Consider the following 16,692-nt stretch of genomic DNA (forward strand, 5'->3'; position numbering starts at 1 on the left):
CGGGACCGCGGTACCGCTACACCAGGGTCGTCCAGTAACTCCAGAAGGCCTGACCGACCGCGCCCACGATGACCAGCCCCCACATGGTGAGCACCACCGTGTGGTTGCGGGCCAGCACACCCGCCGGTCGGCGCGCGGCGGCCGGGACCGGCAGGTGCCCGCTTCGGAGGTTGTGCAGCGTGACGTACCAGAAGAGCGGGATCGTCACCGCCCACACCACCATGCAGTACGGGCACAGGGCATTGATCCGGTACAGACTCTGGAAGATCAGCCAGTGCACGAACACCACCCCGAACACACAGCCCGCCTGGAGGCCCAGCCAGAACCACCGCCGGAACCCGAGGTCCGTGCCCGTTCCCGTCCGGGCGAGCAGGGCCATGCCCACGGTCGTGACCACGGCGAAGCAGGCCACCCCGATGATCGGGTTCGGGATCCCGAACACCTCGGCCTGCGGGGTCACCATCACCGTTCCGCAGGACAGCACCGGGTTGAAACTGCACGCGGGCACGTGCTCCGGGTCGGCCAGGACCCGGACCTTCTCCACCAGCAGCGCGGCGGCCGCGACCAGGCCGACCAGCCCGCCCACCACCAGCACCCACGGCAGGGCCCGGCTGATGATCGCCACGTCAGCGCCAGGGCGGGCGTACGGGGACGCGGTCACCTCCCGCTCGCCGGACCGGGCGCTCATCACTCCAGCTCCGCGTCGATCATCGCGGACAGGACGTCGTGGCTCGGCATGCTCGGTGCGAGGCGGCCGTTGACGTAGATGGTCGGGGTGCCCTGCACGCCCAGCGCGACGCCGTCGTCGAAGTCGGCCTGGACCCGCTGCCGGGTCTCGGCGGCCTCCATGGTCTCGACGAACTCGTCCGTGTCCAGGCCGAGGTCCTCGGCGAAGCCCACGAACACCTCGCTCTGGTCCTCCCGGGACTCGCCCCATGCGGCCTGGGTCTCGAACATCCGCTGGTACATCTCGTCCAGGGCGTCCTGCTGCGCGGCGGCCTCGACCGCGGCGGCGGAGGGGCCGGAGTTGTGGTGCCCGGGGAGCGGGAAGTAGCGGATGACCATGTTGATCCGGCCGTCGTAGTCCTCGCGGATCCGCTCCATCACGGGGTACTGGGCGCGACAGGCCTCGCACTCGAAGTCGAGGAACTCCACCACGGTGACCTGGGCGTCCTCCACCTGGTCGAGATAGCGGCTGTTCTCCCGGACGAGCACGTCGGCGGGGGCGGTGGGCTGGTCCTCGGGCGAGGCCCCGGGCGCGGTCGGTCTGGCGGAGCCTTCCGCGACCGCGGTGTCGTCGTCGCGGTCGAGGTAGACGAGCAGGCCGATCCCGAGGGCGGCGACGACGAGAAGGCAGAGGGTGATGATCAGGTTCTTGCTCATGGAAATCCCAGGGGTCCAGGTTCTTCGGAAACGGGCACGCGTGTGAGCCCCACGGCCACGGGGGGAGTGGGGTTCGTCGGTGCTTCTAGACCCGCTGGACGCAGAGAAGGGTGAGCAGCCGGTACCCGTGCGGCGAAGCGGGGTCCCGGCGCGATCGCCGCGAGGAAGGACCGGCTCGGGGCACGACGGGGACACAGAGAACCAGGGCGGATCCGAACGCGAGCATCGGCTGCGCGGTCAGGAGCCCCTGCTCGTCCGGAGTGGGACAGGTGTGCACGAAACCAGGGTCATCCGGGGGGTCCGGAGCCACCGCCCGCTCCGCGGCGGCCCCCGTACCCCCGAACCCGTCACCCGCGGAGGCGGCCCCGGGATAACACAGGGCGCAGAGGAAACAGAGCACGACAACAGCGATCAACGGCACCACCAAGGTGCCCGACCGCTGTCTGCTGCCGTACCCGTCCATCAGGGGAACTGTAGCGCCGCCCGAACAGCTCTCAGGTCCGGGGTAAGCCGGCCGCCCCGCCCCACGCGAACACGGGTGCGGGCGTAGCGCAAGCCGGTCGGCGGGGGTGTCCACAGGCTGGCCGGACCCGACTTGTGGAGAACCTGGCCAAGCGCGCATCGTCGATATCGGGGGGCGCTCCGTCCCCGACCGCCTCCGCATGCCCGAAACAGCCCACCGACCCCACCCTGCCCCACACGTGAGGATGGCCCGCCTACCGCGGTGGCTTGACGTAGGTGCCCTTGCCCTGGGAGGTCACCACCAGGTCGCGTTCCAGCAGGATCGCGTAGGCCGAGCGCACGGTTCGGCGGGAGACGTTGAACTGCTCGCAGATTTCTGCTTCCGAAGGCACTCGGGAGTTCGGCGGGTATGTGCCGTCCTCGATCCGCGCCGCGATGCGGTCGGCGATCTGCCGGTACATCGGCTCCGGGCCCTCAAGTTTTTCGTGCATGAGACGACACTAAACGGGTCGGAACGGTGCACGTCGGGACGATACGAGACGTGACAAGTTGATACAAGTGCTTTACCGTGATGGGACCCGCGAAAGGCGGGACCCCGGCGACGTGTAGGAGCACGCCCCGGGGCAGTGGCCGACCTGTGGAAAGCAGGACGACATGAAGACCCTAACGGCATTCCTGGCCTTGCTCGTACGGCTCTCGCGGCCGACGCGCGGCTGGCACACCGGTCCCGACAACTACCTCCGCTCCCTGCGAGCCGAAATCCGGACCCGGCGTGCGCGCCGGGTCCGGTCCTACGCCGAGTCCCTTCCGCTCGCGGCGGTGGTGATCGCATGAGCGGCTCCGGAACGCCCCCGACCCCTGCGCGCCCACGCGGAACCCTCGCCGAGGAGCTGGTCCGCGGGCTGGGCTTCCTCCTCAACACCCCCGGCAAGCCGGTGCACGCGCGCACCAGTCTCAACCGTGCGGACATGACCTTCACCCGCCTGGACCGGCTCCTGCGCGCCGGGAGGGCCCTCCCGAACTCGTGGCGAGTGGACTGGGACGCCTCCGTCTGGGAGCAGGAACGCGTGACCCTGATGTACGACGAGGTCAGCGAAGCGCTCCGCACCCTGGGCGGCTCGGTGGTCTCCTGGCCCGCACTCCAGCGGGCCGGGGACTACTGGGGGCGGTTGGACACCGCGATGCGTACGGGCTCGCCCCTGCCCGAACCGTGGGGGTCGCGGCCGCGCGAATAGCCCGGGCACAACGAAGCGGGGTGGGATCCGCGGCCCACCCCGCTCGCTCCTCGGCACTCTTCACCGGGGCCCTTCAGCGGAGGCGGCGGTTGAGCGCCTCCGCCACGTGCACGTCGGCCACGGTCACCTTCATGTCGCCCGAACCCGTGGGCGCCACGGTCACGGAACGCACGTACGCTCCGTGACTCCAGCGGCGCGCCGTCTGGTCCGGGACGGCCTTCGCGCCCACTTTCGCCAGCGCACCGGCCGGGCCCGCCTTCAGCCTGAGCTGCCAGGACGCCCTCAGCACGGACAACCCCCGGTAGTCATTGTGCTGGAGCAGCGGCAGTGTTCCGACCAGCCGCCCCTCCTGGCGGCCGGAGTGTTGGGGCAGCGCCTCCAGCGGATACCGCTGCCCCGCGTTGGTGCCCCGAACGACCTCCAACGCGAAGGCCGTCCCCTCCGGGACCGGGCTGCCCAGGGCCACCTCGAAGCGCAGCCGGGCACCGCGGCGCCCCACCGGCCGCACCCGGACCCGATCCACCGGCAGGGTCGGGGCCAGCGGCGCGGTCAGCAGCCCCAACCGGTCGTTGACCGTGTAGTACGGGCGCACCCTGCTGCCGATGCCCCGGGCGGGCCGCACCTGCTGGGAGGCGTACTCGATGATCTGCTTGTAACCGACCACCCCCGACAGGTGCCTGCCCACCGTGCACTCGGTGCCGTCGGAGAGGATGAGGCGCATCTGCCACTTCTCGGAGTCGCCCTCACGCCCGCGCACCACCACTTCGGGGTCGATGACCGCGGTGAACTCACCGCTGGCCGTGACAGCCGAGGGGAACTCCCGGCGGGTCTGCGCTGAGGCGCGCAACCGCACCACCAGCCGGGCTCGGGCATCGGGGCGCTGCCGCCCGAGCACCCGGCCCTGCACGGTGATCAGGCCGTCCGCGATCTCCACGTGCTCGATCTCCGCGTGGTGCGCCGAACGCCGCACGTGCAGCACCAGACGGCCCTTCGCGGAACGCGCGGGCACCACCAGGGAGAGCTCTTCGGTGTCTGCGGTCGGCATCGGGAACCCGTGCTGGTGGATCTCCACGTCCCGGACGGGGGTCTCCACGCCCCCGTCCACCCGAAAGACGTGCCACTCGCCGGTGACCAGTCCTTTCAGCGGAGCAGCCACGGTGGTGGACCCACCCGAGCCGGACCCGCTGGACTCGCCAGGCCCGCCGGACCCGCCCGGCCCGATCGCCCCGACCCCGTCCCTGACCTCCGTGGCCCTGCGGGAGGCATCCACCACCACACGTCCGTCGGCCTCCGGGACCAGTTCGATCCTTCTCCCCGACTTGGTCAGCACCACCCGTTCCGGGATCCGCCCGGCATCCGACCCGGCGACCCCTTCCACCAGGCCGAACCACAGCACCGCCACCCCGTCCGGGCCCGCCTCCACCCGGCAGGAGGCGGGTGGTTCGGGGCGCGGAGCGGGAAGGCTCAGTGTGGGCGGTGACGGTACCCCCGCCCCCGCGAGCTCCGCGAACAGCTCCTCGTGCATGCGCACCACGTTGGCCGGATCGAAGCGTTCGGAGTCGGTGAGCGCCGCCGACGACATCCGGCGCCGCAGCTGGTCGTCGCCCATCAGCTGGGCCAACCCCTCGGCGATGCCCGGTGCGGACTTGTTCGGGACCAGCAGCCCGTCCTCCCGGTCCCGGATGATCGACGCTGGCCCGTGCGGGCAGTCGGTGCTCACCACCGGCAGCCCGGACCGCATGGCCTCCACGATGGTCATCCCGAACGGTTCCTCGCTGGACGTCACCGCCGCGAACGCCCCCTGCGCCCACGCCTCCTCGACCCTCGGGTGCGGCCCCATCAGCCACACCCGGTCCTGGAGCCCCAGCGAACCCACCAGCCTGCCGAGCGCCCCACGACGGCTGCCCCGACCGTAGATCCGCAGCGTCCAGTCCGGGAATTCGTCGCTGACCATGGAGAACGCCTGCACCAGCAGGTCGTGCCGTTTGCTGGGGGCAAGGCGGCCGGCCGAAACGATCGTGCGCGAGTTGTGGCCGTTCACGGTGAAGGGCGGCGCGGGTACCGAGTTGGGGATGGACAGCAACCGGACCCCCGGCATCGGCATCCGCTCCGCGTAGGTGCGTGCGTCGGCCTCGGTGACGGTGACGAAGGCGTCGAGGTTCGGGTACTCGGTGGCCAGGACCTGTCGCAGTTCCCTGGAGTGCTGTTCGTAGGTGAGGTGCTCCTGGCCGACCTTGACAACCCGGCGGGGCGCGGCCCGGGCGATCACCACGTTGAGCCCGGGACGGGTGCCCACCACCACGTCGGCGTCGGTGGTGGCGAGGTACTCCTCCAGGCGGTCGTCGGTGAGGCGGCTGTGGGTGCTGCTGCGGCCGTCCTCGACCGGGAAGAGCAGCGGCGGAAGCCCGGCCCGTTCCGACCCCTCGTACAGCGGTCGCCCGTCGACCCCCGTCGACTGTTCGTCCTGCTGGCGGATGTCGACCAGCGGCCGCAGGCTGACCTGGGCGGGAACAGGGAGGACGGGTTCGGCGCGGTGCCGGAACACCGAGACGATCTCCACCTCGTGCCGGGCGGACAGCGCCGCCGCCTGGTTGGCGACGGTGCGCACGGTTCCGCCGATGCCGTACATGTCGTTGATCAGATAGGCGATCTTCACTGATGTGCCCCCATGTCCTCGACGCCGCCCTGGGCCCCGAGCGCATGGGACACGGGGCACAGGGCGGCGTCGGCCCCTGTCGCCCCACACCGAGCCGATCCCCGAGCGGAGGCGGTGTGGGGATTGAGCGATCAGGCTACGGGCGATATGGGGCTAAAAATCCGAATCTGTCCGGGAGTGTCCAAAGGTTTGCCGCACCCTGTTGGTGTTTTGCGGCGAGTTCATGAAACTGGAAAGCCAGGCCCGGAAGCGGCGCACCGGGGCACAGGCCACCGGGCTGCTCGAAGAACGGGCTGTTCGACGTGGTTGACGCAGCCCTCGCGTTCGTCGAACCGGCCCGCGGGCGGCCCGGGTCTCCGAGGCTGGTGGGGCGGGGCTCAGGGGTGGGTTCTGGGCATGCGAAGGCGGGCGGAAGCGAAGCTTCCCCCGATATCGAGCATGCGTGCTCACCCCGACCCGCCACAAGCCGGATCCGGCCGGTCTGTGGACAACCCGGCTAACGGGGCTCACCTGGGACCAGTGGGGGAGGGGAGTCAGTGTCCCCGCCTGGGGCAGCGGGGGAGGAGTCAGGCCGCGGGCAGGGAGACAGGGGAGCGCCCTCCCCCGAACTCTCGGGGAGTCCGGTCTGAGCTGACCGGGAGAGTGCGGGGGAGGGCGCGGGAGGAGGGCGGCCCGGGCACATGCGGTAGGACGGCCAGACCGCGTGTGCGGACCCGAGCCCAGGGTTCCGGGCTCAGGGGGCCGCCCTCAGGTCATGGTGGGTGCGGTCAGCGCTTTTCGAACCACGGGTTCCGTCCGTTTTCGGGCCGAGGGGCCCACCTGCTCGCGGCCCATGGCTTCCACCTGTAGGTCCCCATCCGGGCCACCAACTCCGAACAGGTCCCCGCACCCGCCTCCGGTGCCGTGCCGCGCACTCGTACGGCGGCGGCCCCGGAAACGGGGTGTTCGGTCTCGCCGTCCACGGGGAGAGAGCCCTCGAGGTGGAGGGGCCCGCTCCCCCGTCCCTCGGCAAGTGGAGCCGGGAGCGAGGACGGGGGAGCGGTGGAGGGAGACGACGCAATCAGGTGGAAGGCGGGTGCTCGGAGACCCTCCAGGCCCGAGCACCTCCCACCCGACCTACCGAAACGGGGCCCGCCCCCCGGTTCGGTGCCGTCTCCTGGCTTGTGGTCATACGGTTCGTCGTGTGTCAGAGCCTGCGCGGCGGTGAGGGCCGCCCGCGGTGCGTTGGTGCGTAGAGGTTCCAAAACGTGTTCCTGACGAGGTGGAGGACTCGTACTTCGGCCCGCTGGCTGGTTCTGTACTCTCAACAAGCGGAATCTTGTTTCTGTTGAACAACTAGCGGTGGTTGTCCTACTTAAAACGTCTCGCCGAGAGCAACGCGACGTTGGTTGTGATGGACACTCTGCCGGAGTTTCTGGAAAAAATCGTGGGTTGAGACGGAGTTCCGGTGGCCGAATCCGGCCACCGTGGGGAAAGTCCAGGTCGCAGAGGGTGAGGGGTTTCCTGTGCCCGGAGCATGTCTCTGGAGAGGTGGATGCCACGGGTGCCCGGAGGGGGTGTGAGGCCCCGGAGAGCCGACAGAATAGGGCCTTCAGAACGTCGGAGGGTCTCCCCGGCCGTCTTCCCACTCCGGTGGGAGGTGGACGACTCCCGGGGTGCCGCGTGAGACCGCCTCCGTCAGCCCTACCGGAACCACTCCTCTAGCGGGGTTATCGGTGGTGTCGCCGAAGTCCACCAGCCCACCGGTGAACCGCGTCCCGGGGAAGCTCACGACTCCACTGGCGAAGTCCGCTCCGAAGAAGTGCACCTTCGCACCGTCGAACTCGGTTCTTCTGAACTCCACCTGCCCACCGTGGAACCGGGCTTCGCTGAAGTAGACGACTCCACCGGTGAAGCGCGTGTCGATAAAGCTCACGTGTGCGCCGGTGAACCTGGTTTCGATCAAGTTGACGTGCCCGCCGGCGAAGGTCGCCCCCCTGAAGTTCACCCGCCCGCCGGTGAACCTGGCCCCGGCGAAGTTGCCGCCGTCGAAGACCGCCTGACTGAAGTCGTAGTTCTTGCCCCGCCAGCGGGTTTCTTCACGCAGGTGGCTGCCGATGATCCGCAGGATGGTGTGCCGGACCTCGCGGGTGGACTCGAACTCCTGCTTGAGCTCGCGGTAACGGGTCCAGGCGGCCGGTGACTCGCCCTCCCTGGGTTCCTCGGGGGCCGGAGCGTAGGGCATGCGGATGTAGGCGCACAGGACGTCGATGACGGTCTGCACCAGGTCCTCGCGGTCCTTGGGAGCGTCGTCGGCGAGGTTGGCCAGGGCGTGGACGGCCCCCAACCGGACGGCTTGGTTCTCGTTGCCGAGCTCGGTGTAGGCGTTGGTGAACCGCTCGTCGAACAGCTTGAGCTCTCCGCGCCGGGACTCGGCCTCGGTGGTGAGCTGGCGGCGGTAGTTGATGACCAACAGCGCGGTGGCTCCGAGCCCGGCCACGACGGCGAAGGCCCGGATGGAGATCGCGTTCAGGTGCCCGACCGTGAACTCGTCCGGGGCAACCGGGACCCTGGCGCCCATGGCCCACCAGGCCAGAGCGATGATCAGCCCGACCGAAACACTCACCGACACGATCACCAGCGCGATGAGGACCGGCAGCGGCAGGGGTTGTTTCGGGGCGGATCGGTCCGCCTTTTGCGGGGCTTGCAGATCCCTCAACTGGAAGAGCGCGACGGTCGTCCCGACCAGACCGACCACGGCCCAGGCCACCAGCCCGAACCGGGGGAGCGCTGCCACCCAGGCGAGAGCCGGTAGCAGGAGGCGTATGCCCGCGATCAACAGGGCCGACGCGCTCAGCGCCAGGACCACCAGCCAGATGCCACGCGCCGGAGACAGCCAGGAACGGAAGCGGGCCAGGTGAGGTTCGGTCTGAACCTTCAGCCAGCGCACGGCGTTCGATACCCGGGCACGCACGGATACGGACCTGCCCGGGCGGTCGGCAGCGGATGCGCTGGAGGCGCTGGAGGCGGCTTCGGGGCTGACATCGGCGTTGGTGCCGGGCTCGTAGGAAGGGGGGCTTTCCATGAGGGGCAGGCTAACCGAAAGGCCCGGGGCCAGTGGCTTCCCGGGTCCTGGTCCGGGTCCGGCCATTTTCCGTCCGGCAACGGCGCGCGTCGGTAATCTGTGCCCGATCAGCACTCCGGAGAGAGCCAACAGAAGACGAGAACGTGGGGGCACCATTCCTTCGCAAGGCAGCACACTCACCCTGACCGTGCTTTTCGCTGTGCTTCTGGTGGGCTGCTCCGAGGGCGGGGAGTGAGCGCGCCTTCTCCTGAGCCCACGGCGGCAGCTGAGCCGAGTGACTTCGAGGAGCTCTCCGGCGCTGAGATCCCTGAGTCCGCCGAGTCCGTGGAGGTGTTCTCCGTGGGTGGCTCCGGTTCGCTTCGGAAGTATGTCGCCACCTTCACTCTGCCTGGTGAAGAGGACGCCAAGGCCTTCTACGGGAGCGGGAAGATCGGAAACTACTTGCCTGTCTCCATGGGCGAATTGCCCAAGGAACAGCACGATCGACACTTCATCGGGGATGCGGAACTGGCCGAACCCCGCAGATGCACCTCGGCCAAGCCAGGCGAGAACGTCGACCGCGGTGTGGTGTTCAGCTTCCCTGAGGGGGAGCGGGTTTCGGTATGGGCCGTGACACAAGAAGTCGGATGGTAGACGACGTGCGCCTGCGGGCTCTTCACCTTCCTTCGCTAGTGCGGGTCGTCCGGACGACGGAGGTTTCTGCCAGGGCTCATGCCCAACCCCGGGGCCGAGAGGACGTTCTCGCCGAACCACAGTGCGGGTTTCACTGGTCTGGAATGAGGGCGAAACGGTTGCCGCGCCGTGTCAGGGGGTGATGGCGTACTCGGTGAAGCGGCCGCAGACGGCGAACCCGAGGCGGCGGTAGACGGGTTCCCCGTCGGCGGATGCCTGCAGCACCGCGGTCTCGTAGCCCGCGTCGCGGGCGGTGTGCAGGGTGGCCAGGCTGATGGCGCCGCCGTAGCCGCGGCGGCGGTCTGCGGCGAGCGTGGCGATGTTGTAGATCCCGGCGACGCCCGCGTGCAGGAAGACCTCGGCTGAGCAGACGGGACGGCCGTCGACATAACCGACCAGGTAGCGGGCGGGGGAGTCGGCGGCGAGCGCCAGATCGGCGGCGTCGGCGAAGAACCGGCGCACCGTGGCGGCGGGCGGGTCCCAGTTCGCCGCGAGGACCGTGGCGTAGTCAGCGAGCCGCTCCGGGGTGGTTGCCAGACGGATCTCCAGACCGTCAGCGTGCGCCTCGGGGAGAGGACCGCGCAGATCCCTCCACATGCCCGCCTCGGTCTCCGACGCCTCCAGGCCGACGGCCTCGAGGCACCCGGAGAGACCTCCCGGTGCGGAGGCGGGGCCGACCCACCAGGAGAAGGGACGGCCGGTGGCGGCCAGGGACCGGACCGTCTCTGCTGCGCGGGCCGGGGCGGTGCCCGGGGCGAAACGGGCCGCCGCGACGATGTTGAAGGTGTCATCGGCGAGACCGCTGTCGGCGATCAGCAGATCGCCGGTCTCGGTGACGGACGCACCTTTCAGGTTTCGGTGCAGGTGGACAGGCGTGCTCGGCGAGATTCTGCTCCATCGCGAGCGACAGGTCGGATTCACTGCTCGGTGGGACGGACATCGGCTTCATGAGGAGCCATCCAAACAGGTCAGCTGGGGTGCCCGCAGGTGCTTTTTCCGTGCCTGTGCACAGGCCGTCCACCACCTGGCTACTGGTGCAGGAAGAACATTCCGCCCCTGGTCGTTTCACCCTGCCCGTCGGATCGGCCCTGACAGGCCGGGACACGGCTTCGGGACAGGGCTTGGCGGAGCGTGAGGCGTGGATACTCGGCAGGTAGCCGACGCCGGATGACCAGCTAGTAGGTCTTGGTGCTCTGCCAGTAGCGCCATGCCGAGCAGGGGGTGCCGTAGGACTCCTGAATGTGGTTCAGTCCCCAGCTGATCTGTGCTGAGGCGCTGCCCTGGAAGCCGTCGGGCATCGAGCCGTGCAGAGCCGGGTTGAAGCCGACGATGCCGCGTGCACCCGTTGTCGGGTCCACCAGATTGGGGTCCCAGGAGGACATCTGACTCCACAGACTGTCCAGACAGGTCCATTCCTGGTCGGTCCAGTTGTACGGATCGGCGGCGGCCGCCTGCATCCCGAGGTTCTTGTTATCGCTGAGGTTGGAGTTCCCCGTACCCCACTCGAACTCCTCGGGCTCGTCCGGGCGCTCCTCGTCCACCCACGTTTCCTCACCACAGCCGGGGCCGTTGACCAGACAGACCATCTGCCGGACCCCCTCGTTGAAGGTGGAGCTCACCCCGGAGGTGTACACGGCCGTAATGATCAGTCCGGCGAGGATGATCACCCCGGCAGTCTCCAAGAACGCCGCTCCACTGTCGTGCTCGCCCGTACGCGCGGGACGGAACCCGCGCAGCACGCTGTCCAGCCAGGTCGTAACCCGCGGCGGGCGGTCGAGCTCATCCGTACGGCTGGGGGGCCGACCGGACGAGGGTCGTCGAACGTCTCCGAGCTTGGGAGCGTGGGGGGTGGACAACTCCGCCTCCAGAAGAGTTCAGGAGTGATCTTGGGGGCAGAACTCAGGATATAGGAATATCCGCGATCGGGTCGAACCCCGGAATCTCCAGGTCGATCGAATCAACTTGCCCAGGCACAGGAAACATTGACCAGTAGGCAATCTGTTCGCCTGGCATTAGAAATTTCTTGGTATCCAAATAGTGGTCTCCCGATTAAAGGAAAGAGCCATCGCTGTTCATGATTGGGTGATATCTTTTTGATTCATCGTGGCCTGCGAAGGCGGGTTGGAAAAACCGCTGGCAGCAGCCCCCCCAATGCCCAGTTTTTCTGTTTGCCGTGTAGGGGCATGGGTGTGGTTGACCTTTGGTGGCCCGTTCTTTGGCTCTTTCGTGGGCGCTTAAAATTCGGCTTGATTCGAAAAAATCACAGGTCAAGGCAGGTGCGGGTGGGTTGGTGTGGGAGGGGCTCAGGAAATGGGAACTCCCTCAATAACGTCAAAGCCAGGGATCTCGAGGTCGACCTCATCGATATCAGTAGGAACGGAAAACATGGACCAGTAGGCGACCTTCTCTCCAGGGGCGATTTCGCTCTTGGAGTCGATGGTTATGTTGCCCGAGCAGAGACAATTGCCCTCGCTGTCCATCAGCGGGTGGTAGCGCTTGCCCTCGTCAGAGGAAGTGACCGTCACACCCGAATATGAGTTCGGGTTGTGGTACATATACGTGGTTCCGTATGGCCAGTTGAAGACAACCTGTGTGCTGCCGCTGTTCTCGATACTCCAGGTCACGGAGAGAAGGTCCCCTGATTCGTTTCTCTCCGCTGCGTTGGCCTCTGCTATGAGCCCGGAGCTGATCGAATCATTGGAACCGGCAGTTCCTAGGGAGTCCAAGTTCTCTGTCTTCGGGGCAGGGTGAGCCAGAGCGCTCGAAGCTGTGACGAAGGGAAGTGCCAACATTAGCACGGCAATCCCAGAGTTTTGGAGACTTTTCTTCACTGTTGCGCCTACTTCTCGAACGTGACGCTGACCCGTCGGTTGCGTTCACGTCCCTCTTCGGTGTTGTTGTCAGCGATGGGGGCGGCGGATCCATGGCCTTCGACCTCGAACGTGACACCCTGCCGGGTGATCAAGTTGGCCAAAGCGGACTCAACACTGTTGGCTCGCTCTTCTGAGAGCGGGGCGTTGATGGAGTCATCCCCGGTGTTGTCGGCATAGCCGTCGATTGAGACAACTGATGAGCTCGCATCGTCGATCTCTTGTGCCACTTGCTTCAGAATCTCTTGGGACTCATCACTGAGATCGGAATCGTTCGTTTCGAAGAGGACGTCAGAAGAGAGAATGATGCTGACTTCGTCTCCGCTTTCTGTTCGCCCGGTTTGATCTTCGTCGATGCTGTCAGAGATAAGGGTGAGGTCGAGAATCTGGGCCTCATCCAGATTATTGTTTTCAACGGACTCTGGGACATCGTTGATGGGGATATCAAAAAAGGGGGCAGTCATCGGAGTGGTGACGGTAACTCTATCCAGGTTTCCTTGATCTCCTGGGAAAATGACCCAGAGGGTCTCGGTCTCTCCGCTTTCGATGGGGCCCGATAGGGTGTCACAGAAGCAGCTGCCGTCGTTGAGACTCTGGCTCAGGTAGCGCTTTTGATTGACATCATCGACAAGGCTTATGTTGCTTGCGGTCTGCCATCCGAAATCATTAGCAAGGCCGTATCCTACGTTGAAACTATCGGATGAATTATTGGTGATGCTGATCCGGAGCCGGAGGAGATCATTCTCCAGTCTCTCCAGAGCGTTGATGTCGATCTGGAGATCAGAGCCGATATCGGTGGCTGTGGAGGTAGAGCTGACGATCGTTTCGAACTCTCCGTCCTCTAGGTCCGGGGTGGGCGAGTTCGGGGAATCTGTCGACCCTGCTTCGGGTGCTTGTGGTGCTTCGGGGGGTTCCTCGGTCCCGATGACGCAGCCAGCTGAAGCAAGAAGAATCAGGGAGGCTGCTATGCCTGACCACAGATGCTTCCCTGATTCCTTTTGAGAAGATTTTCTTTTGGGGGGCAAAGTCTTCCCGTCCGTCTGGCTAGTCTGATCGAATCGTTCCTTCTTCTCTCGCGTCACGGGGCCCTGAAAACGCCGTCAATGGTACTGGTTATTCCCTGGGCTATGCGGGCTCCGATTCCAGCGTTCATGACCATCATCGCGATCAGTGCAACAAACACCAGGATTGCGCCGTACTCGACGAACCCTGCTCCCTCGTCCTTGTCCCGATTCCTGCGAGGCACGGAAAGAGTGCTGAGCTTGACCCAGGCCTTATTCGTGAAGTTCACCGGAAGACTCCTTGGAGGTGGGAGTGCGTGCGCCACTTCTGGAAAGCTGCCGGTGTCGTTCGTTTCGCGCGTTTCGAACATGCGGAAACTGACCCAAGTCCCAGATCAGGGCGCGGGTAGTTTTCCCTCGGCCGCAGCGGAGGGATGAGGGTTCTTCACTTCGGAAGACAAGGCAGGCTGACGAGGATCTTTGGCGGGGTCTTTCGTCTGGATCCACTCGTCTGCGGGTAGGGCTGTGCCCGACGGGTATTAGCCCAGCCAGCCCAAGGTGTCGAACATGGTTACGGTCGGTGTCAGGGGGTGGGGATGGGGGTTGTGAACCCTGACTGATGGCCCCAGTGTCAGAGGCGTGGGAACAGTGGTCATCGACGCAAGAAGCGGAAACTTTTCCTGGCAGGACAAAGCCCAGGTAGGGGGCTAGCCAACGAAGACGTGCGTGCTGATGTTCGTTTTCCAAGCGGGGGGTCTGCTCGAAAGCCCACTTGCGGATGGGTCGCGTTGAGGGCACGGTCATTGCGGACTGGTGTCCAATCCTGTTCTGATTTGCATAGGTATAGGTAGGATTCCCTGTTCGGTGCTCGATCATCGCGGTCACCTCCTCGCGTTCGCGGGCTCATCGTAGGGCCCGTCTCTAGACCTCTGGTCAACCCCCTTGGGCAGAACCCGGAAACCCATACTGGACCAGTAGGTCCGGCTTCCGTGCATGGTGGTGCTCCGAACCTGTGCCACACCACTATCGGACATGCCACCCTGCGCTCACCCCAAGTGTGGCCGGATGTGGCCAAGGAAATTCTCGGTTCGAGTCAGCAGCAAAGCAACTCGGGTTCACCTCTCGTTGAGGGAAAGACCAGGTGAACGAGGTTTCTCGGGGTCTTTCTTCGGCCTCCGGGCGTTTCCCCGGTTCGTTAGCAGGGCTGTGGGAGGCACTTGACAGGCAGTGCGAGGGCAATCCGTCTGCGGCCCGTCACTGAGCTGGAATAAAAGCCCAGGCCATCGCGGGATTATCCACCCCATGGTGTTGAATTATCCAGCACTCCTACGACCCTGACCCATCTGCTGCTTCGGCCTCCGACCTCCGCTGACCTGGTCGAACCATCCCCTGCCCCACCTGTCCTATATCGGAACCTCCGCTAACTCGCAAGCTGGCTACAGTTCCGTATCTTGCCAGCCCTCACTTCCCCAGCTTCCGCCCCGACTCCCCACCAGCCCCCTTAGCCCACTCCTCCTGGTCTGCCCCCGCGGTCGATCTGACAGAAAGGTCCGAACTTGGACGCCGTGTTGCTCATTCCCCTCCTGGGGGCTCTGCTCGGTCTTGCCGTCGGAGTGTTCCCGCTGTTCAAGGTGTTCAGGTCGGGCAGATCGCTCAGCGCGGCGGTCTCCGACGTTCCCTCCCCTGAGCGCCAACCGGAACCGGAGGACCTCACCCCGCCCGAACTCGCCTACCTGGTGGGCGGAGCGACCCGGGTCGGTGAGGTCGCGCTCATGGATCTGTTCCTGTCAGGTCGTATCCGACGCCAGGCACGCGGCGGGTTCTTCACCCTGGTCGGCCCCTCCAACGCCTACGTCACTGAGAAGGACCCGGTCCGCCGGGATCTGGTCAAGGCGTTCAAGGACCGGACCGGCCTGACCGCACGCGGGATGATCCAGACCGCTACCTTCAGCTGGGGGATCGACCTGGTCCGGGAGAAGCTCGCGGGACGCCAGCTGATCGCGCATTCCGGTGAGCTCGTCAAGGTGCTGGCCGACTTCCATGACGGCGGCTGGTACGCACAGAAACTCTCTTACGCGGGCTGGGGTCTGACCGCGGCGGGCGTGGTGCTCATGAACGCCCAGGAGATGAACGAGTGGACGATCGCGCTCACCGTGCTCGGTGGTGTACTCGCGGCGGTGAACGGCCTCGCCCTGGGGCTGTACCTGGTGCGGGGCGGTCGGAAGACCTCCACCAGTACCACTGCTGGGCGGGAAGTGGCCCGGGAGGCGGAGAGCACCTACGCGATCAGCGGCGCCTGGGGGCGGGCGATGGTGCGTGAGGTGGCCCTGAACTACACGGCCGTGGTCGGACTCGGCCTGATGGGCGAGGTAGCCGGGCCGAGACAGCGCGAGCGCGTCGGTGACAGCGATGCCGCCGTGCGGGTGGTGACTCATTCCGGGTCGGCTGAGGTAGTCGAGGAGAGCTCCTACTCAGTGGGGGAGGAGACCCCGGAACCGCGGGAGGGCTTCGAGCTCGACTGGAACAGCCTGTGCGAGATGGCCCAACTCTGCTCAGTGGACGGGGGCAGCGGAGGTTCCAGCGGCGACTCCGGCGGCAGCTCAGGTGACGGCGGCGGTGGAGGAGACGGCGGTTCCTGAGCCAGATGAAGGGACGAGAAATGCGTGAATGGGTGTGGGTCCTGCACGGCTTTGACCGCGATTCCGGTAAATACCGCGAGCGCCACAGGCTCTTCGAGCTCTCGGACGATGATGCGGCCTATTACGTGGGATTGCCGGATCTGGGGGCGAGGATATTTATGACACTCCCGAAGATTCCCTCACCGAACTCGCGAACCGATTCGGCTTGGAACTCTCGCCTGAGGAAATAGAGTATGCCCTCGGGTGAGAAGCGCCACCTTCTTCCTGGCGCGGATAGGCGATCGCGCCGGGGTCGTTTTCCTGCTTAGCCTCGCCGTCCGGTCGGAGAAGGGTGCGCCGAAGATCTGACCCCGGCCCGCCCGGGCCCTGAAGGAGGCTTGTGTGGTCATTGAATGGGTGCTTGATGAGTTCGATCGCGACTCGGAGCGCTACCTCGGGCACTATGTACTTCCCGGGCTTTCGCATGCTGAAGTGAGTTCCTGGGTGGGGGCGAACGATGTCGAGGGTGGGGGCGTTTTTGATGTCCCCGACTCCGCTCTCGCTGAGATCTCAGAACGATTCGGCCTGAAAACGTCTCCAGAAAAGTGCGAATACTTGATTGGCGAGGGAACCATTACCTCTACCTGAAGTACATAGACAGCGGTCAGGGCCGTGTGGCCCGGAGGAATTTCACCCCTGGGGTGTTCGATCCTGGATCCCTTCCCCTTCCG

General features: G+C 66.1%; 16 protein-coding genes. 5 read left to right on the forward strand and 11 right to left on the reverse strand.

Annotated features, from left to right (window positions below):
- Positions 1 to 16: 16 nt before the first annotated feature.
- The 4 genes from NE857_RS09535 to NE857_RS09550 form a co-directional block, all read right to left on the reverse strand.
- Positions 17 to 688: a vitamin K epoxide reductase family protein gene (locus NE857_RS09535; protein ID WP_254420661.1), complete on the reverse strand. Its 672-nt coding sequence runs from the start codon at positions 686 to 688 to the stop codon at positions 17 to 19.
- The gene (locus tag NE857_RS09540) at positions 688 to 1,383 is read right to left on the reverse strand and encodes a DsbA family protein (protein WP_254420662.1); all 696 of its coding nucleotides are present in this window, start codon (positions 1,381 to 1,383) and stop codon (positions 688 to 690) included. Before NE857_RS09540 ends, NE857_RS09535 begins: the two co-directional genes overlap by 1 nt.
- A gap of 85 nt (positions 1,384 to 1,468) precedes the next feature.
- Positions 1,469 to 1,846, reverse strand: a complete 378-nt coding sequence (locus tag NE857_RS09545; RefSeq protein WP_254420663.1) for a hypothetical protein — start codon at positions 1,844 to 1,846, stop codon at positions 1,469 to 1,471.
- Positions 1,847 to 2,099: 253 nt separating this feature from the next.
- Positions 2,100 to 2,336, reverse strand: a complete 237-nt coding sequence (locus tag NE857_RS09550; protein WP_254420664.1) for a GntR family transcriptional regulator — start codon at positions 2,334 to 2,336, stop codon at positions 2,100 to 2,102.
- A 163-nt stretch (positions 2,337 to 2,499) separates the two neighbouring features.
- Here NE857_RS09550 and NE857_RS09555 point away from each other — a divergent pair, with 163 nt between their 5' ends.
- Together NE857_RS09555 and NE857_RS09560 are read left to right on the forward strand one after the other, a co-directional pair.
- Entirely contained in the window at positions 2,500 to 2,679 is a 180-nt protein-coding gene (locus NE857_RS09555; RefSeq protein ID WP_254420665.1) for a hypothetical protein, read from the forward strand.
- The gene (locus NE857_RS09560; RefSeq protein WP_254420666.1) at positions 2,676 to 3,080 is read left to right on the forward strand and encodes a hypothetical protein; all 405 of its coding nucleotides are present in this window, start codon (positions 2,676 to 2,678) and stop codon (positions 3,078 to 3,080) included. Before NE857_RS09555 ends, NE857_RS09560 begins: the two co-directional genes overlap by 4 nt.
- Positions 3,081 to 3,153: 73 nt before the next feature.
- On the opposite strand, the gene NE857_RS09565 is transcribed toward NE857_RS09560, so the two are convergent.
- The gene (locus NE857_RS09565) at positions 3,154 to 5,736 is read right to left on the reverse strand and encodes a glycosyltransferase family 4 protein (protein ID WP_254420667.1); all 2,583 of its coding nucleotides are present in this window, start codon (positions 5,734 to 5,736) and stop codon (positions 3,154 to 3,156) included.
- A 1,591-nt stretch (positions 5,737 to 7,327) separates the two neighbouring features.
- On the reverse strand, positions 7,328 to 8,800 hold the full coding sequence (locus NE857_RS09570) for a pentapeptide repeat-containing protein (protein ID WP_254420668.1): 1,473 nt from the start codon (positions 8,798 to 8,800) through the stop codon (positions 7,328 to 7,330).
- A gap of 231 nt (positions 8,801 to 9,031) precedes the next feature.
- Here NE857_RS09570 and NE857_RS09575 point away from each other — a divergent pair, with 231 nt between their 5' ends.
- Positions 9,032 to 9,433, forward strand: a complete 402-nt coding sequence (locus NE857_RS09575) for a hypothetical protein (RefSeq protein ID WP_254420669.1) — start codon at positions 9,032 to 9,034, stop codon at positions 9,431 to 9,433.
- Between the two features lie 171 nt (positions 9,434 to 9,604).
- On the opposite strand, the gene NE857_RS09580 is transcribed toward NE857_RS09575, so the two are convergent.
- The 5 genes from NE857_RS09580 to NE857_RS09600 form a co-directional block, all read right to left on the reverse strand.
- A complete protein-coding gene (locus NE857_RS09580; protein WP_254420670.1) occupies positions 9,605 to 10,393 on the reverse strand; it encodes a GNAT family N-acetyltransferase in 789 nt (262 codons plus the stop codon).
- Positions 10,394 to 10,647: 254 nt separating this feature from the next.
- Positions 10,648 to 11,328: an aggregation-promoting factor C-terminal-like domain-containing protein gene (locus NE857_RS09585; RefSeq protein ID WP_254420671.1), complete on the reverse strand. Its 681-nt coding sequence runs from the start codon at positions 11,326 to 11,328 to the stop codon at positions 10,648 to 10,650.
- Between the two features lie 447 nt (positions 11,329 to 11,775).
- Positions 11,776 to 12,303: a hypothetical protein gene (locus NE857_RS09590; protein WP_254420672.1), complete on the reverse strand. Its 528-nt coding sequence runs from the start codon at positions 12,301 to 12,303 to the stop codon at positions 11,776 to 11,778.
- Between the two features lie 8 nt (positions 12,304 to 12,311).
- Positions 12,312 to 13,424 (reverse strand): OmpA family protein, encoded by a 1,113-nt coding sequence (locus NE857_RS09595; protein ID WP_254420673.1) that lies wholly within the window; start codon positions 13,422 to 13,424, stop codon positions 12,312 to 12,314.
- Positions 13,421 to 13,633: a hypothetical protein gene (locus NE857_RS09600; protein ID WP_254420674.1), complete on the reverse strand. Its 213-nt coding sequence runs from the start codon at positions 13,631 to 13,633 to the stop codon at positions 13,421 to 13,423. Before NE857_RS09600 ends, NE857_RS09595 begins: the two co-directional genes overlap by 4 nt.
- Before the next feature lie 1,275 nt (positions 13,634 to 14,908).
- Between NE857_RS09600 and NE857_RS09605 the strand changes: the two genes are divergently transcribed.
- Positions 14,909 to 15,982 (forward strand): TIGR04222 domain-containing membrane protein, encoded by a 1,074-nt coding sequence (locus NE857_RS09605; protein WP_254421924.1) that lies wholly within the window; start codon positions 14,909 to 14,911, stop codon positions 15,980 to 15,982.
- A 381-nt stretch (positions 15,983 to 16,363) separates the two neighbouring features.
- Entirely contained in the window at positions 16,364 to 16,609 is a 246-nt protein-coding gene (locus NE857_RS09610; protein WP_254420675.1) for a DUF7683 domain-containing protein, read from the forward strand.
- Positions 16,610 to 16,692 lie beyond the last annotated feature (83 nt).

The organism is Nocardiopsis exhalans (assembly GCF_024134545.1).
Lineage (GTDB): Bacteria > Actinomycetota > Actinomycetes > Streptosporangiales > Streptosporangiaceae > Nocardiopsis > Nocardiopsis exhalans.

Excerpts from the sequence above, each read along its gene's own strand:
- NE857_RS09550 (WP_254420664.1), bottom strand. The coding sequence starts at position 2,336 with ATGCACGAAAAACTTGAGGGCCCGGAGCCGATGTACCGGCAGATCGCC.
- NE857_RS09555 (WP_254420665.1), top strand. The coding sequence starts at position 2,500 with ATGAAGACCCTAACGGCATTCCTGGCCTTGCTCGTACGGCTCTCGCGG.
- NE857_RS09545 (WP_254420663.1), bottom strand. The coding sequence starts at position 1,846 with ATGGACGGGTACGGCAGCAGACAGCGGTCGGGCACCTTGGTGGTGCCG.
- NE857_RS09540 (WP_254420662.1), bottom strand. The coding sequence starts at position 1,383 with ATGAGCAAGAACCTGATCATCACCCTCTGCCTTCTCGTCGTCGCCGCC.
- NE857_RS09560 (WP_254420666.1), top strand. The coding sequence starts at position 2,676 with ATGAGCGGCTCCGGAACGCCCCCGACCCCTGCGCGCCCACGCGGAACC.
- NE857_RS09570 (WP_254420668.1), bottom strand. The coding sequence starts at position 8,800 with ATGGAAAGCCCCCCTTCCTACGAGCCCGGCACCAACGCCGATGTCAGC.
- NE857_RS09535 (WP_254420661.1), bottom strand. The coding sequence starts at position 688 with ATGAGCGCCCGGTCCGGCGAGCGGGAGGTGACCGCGTCCCCGTACGCC.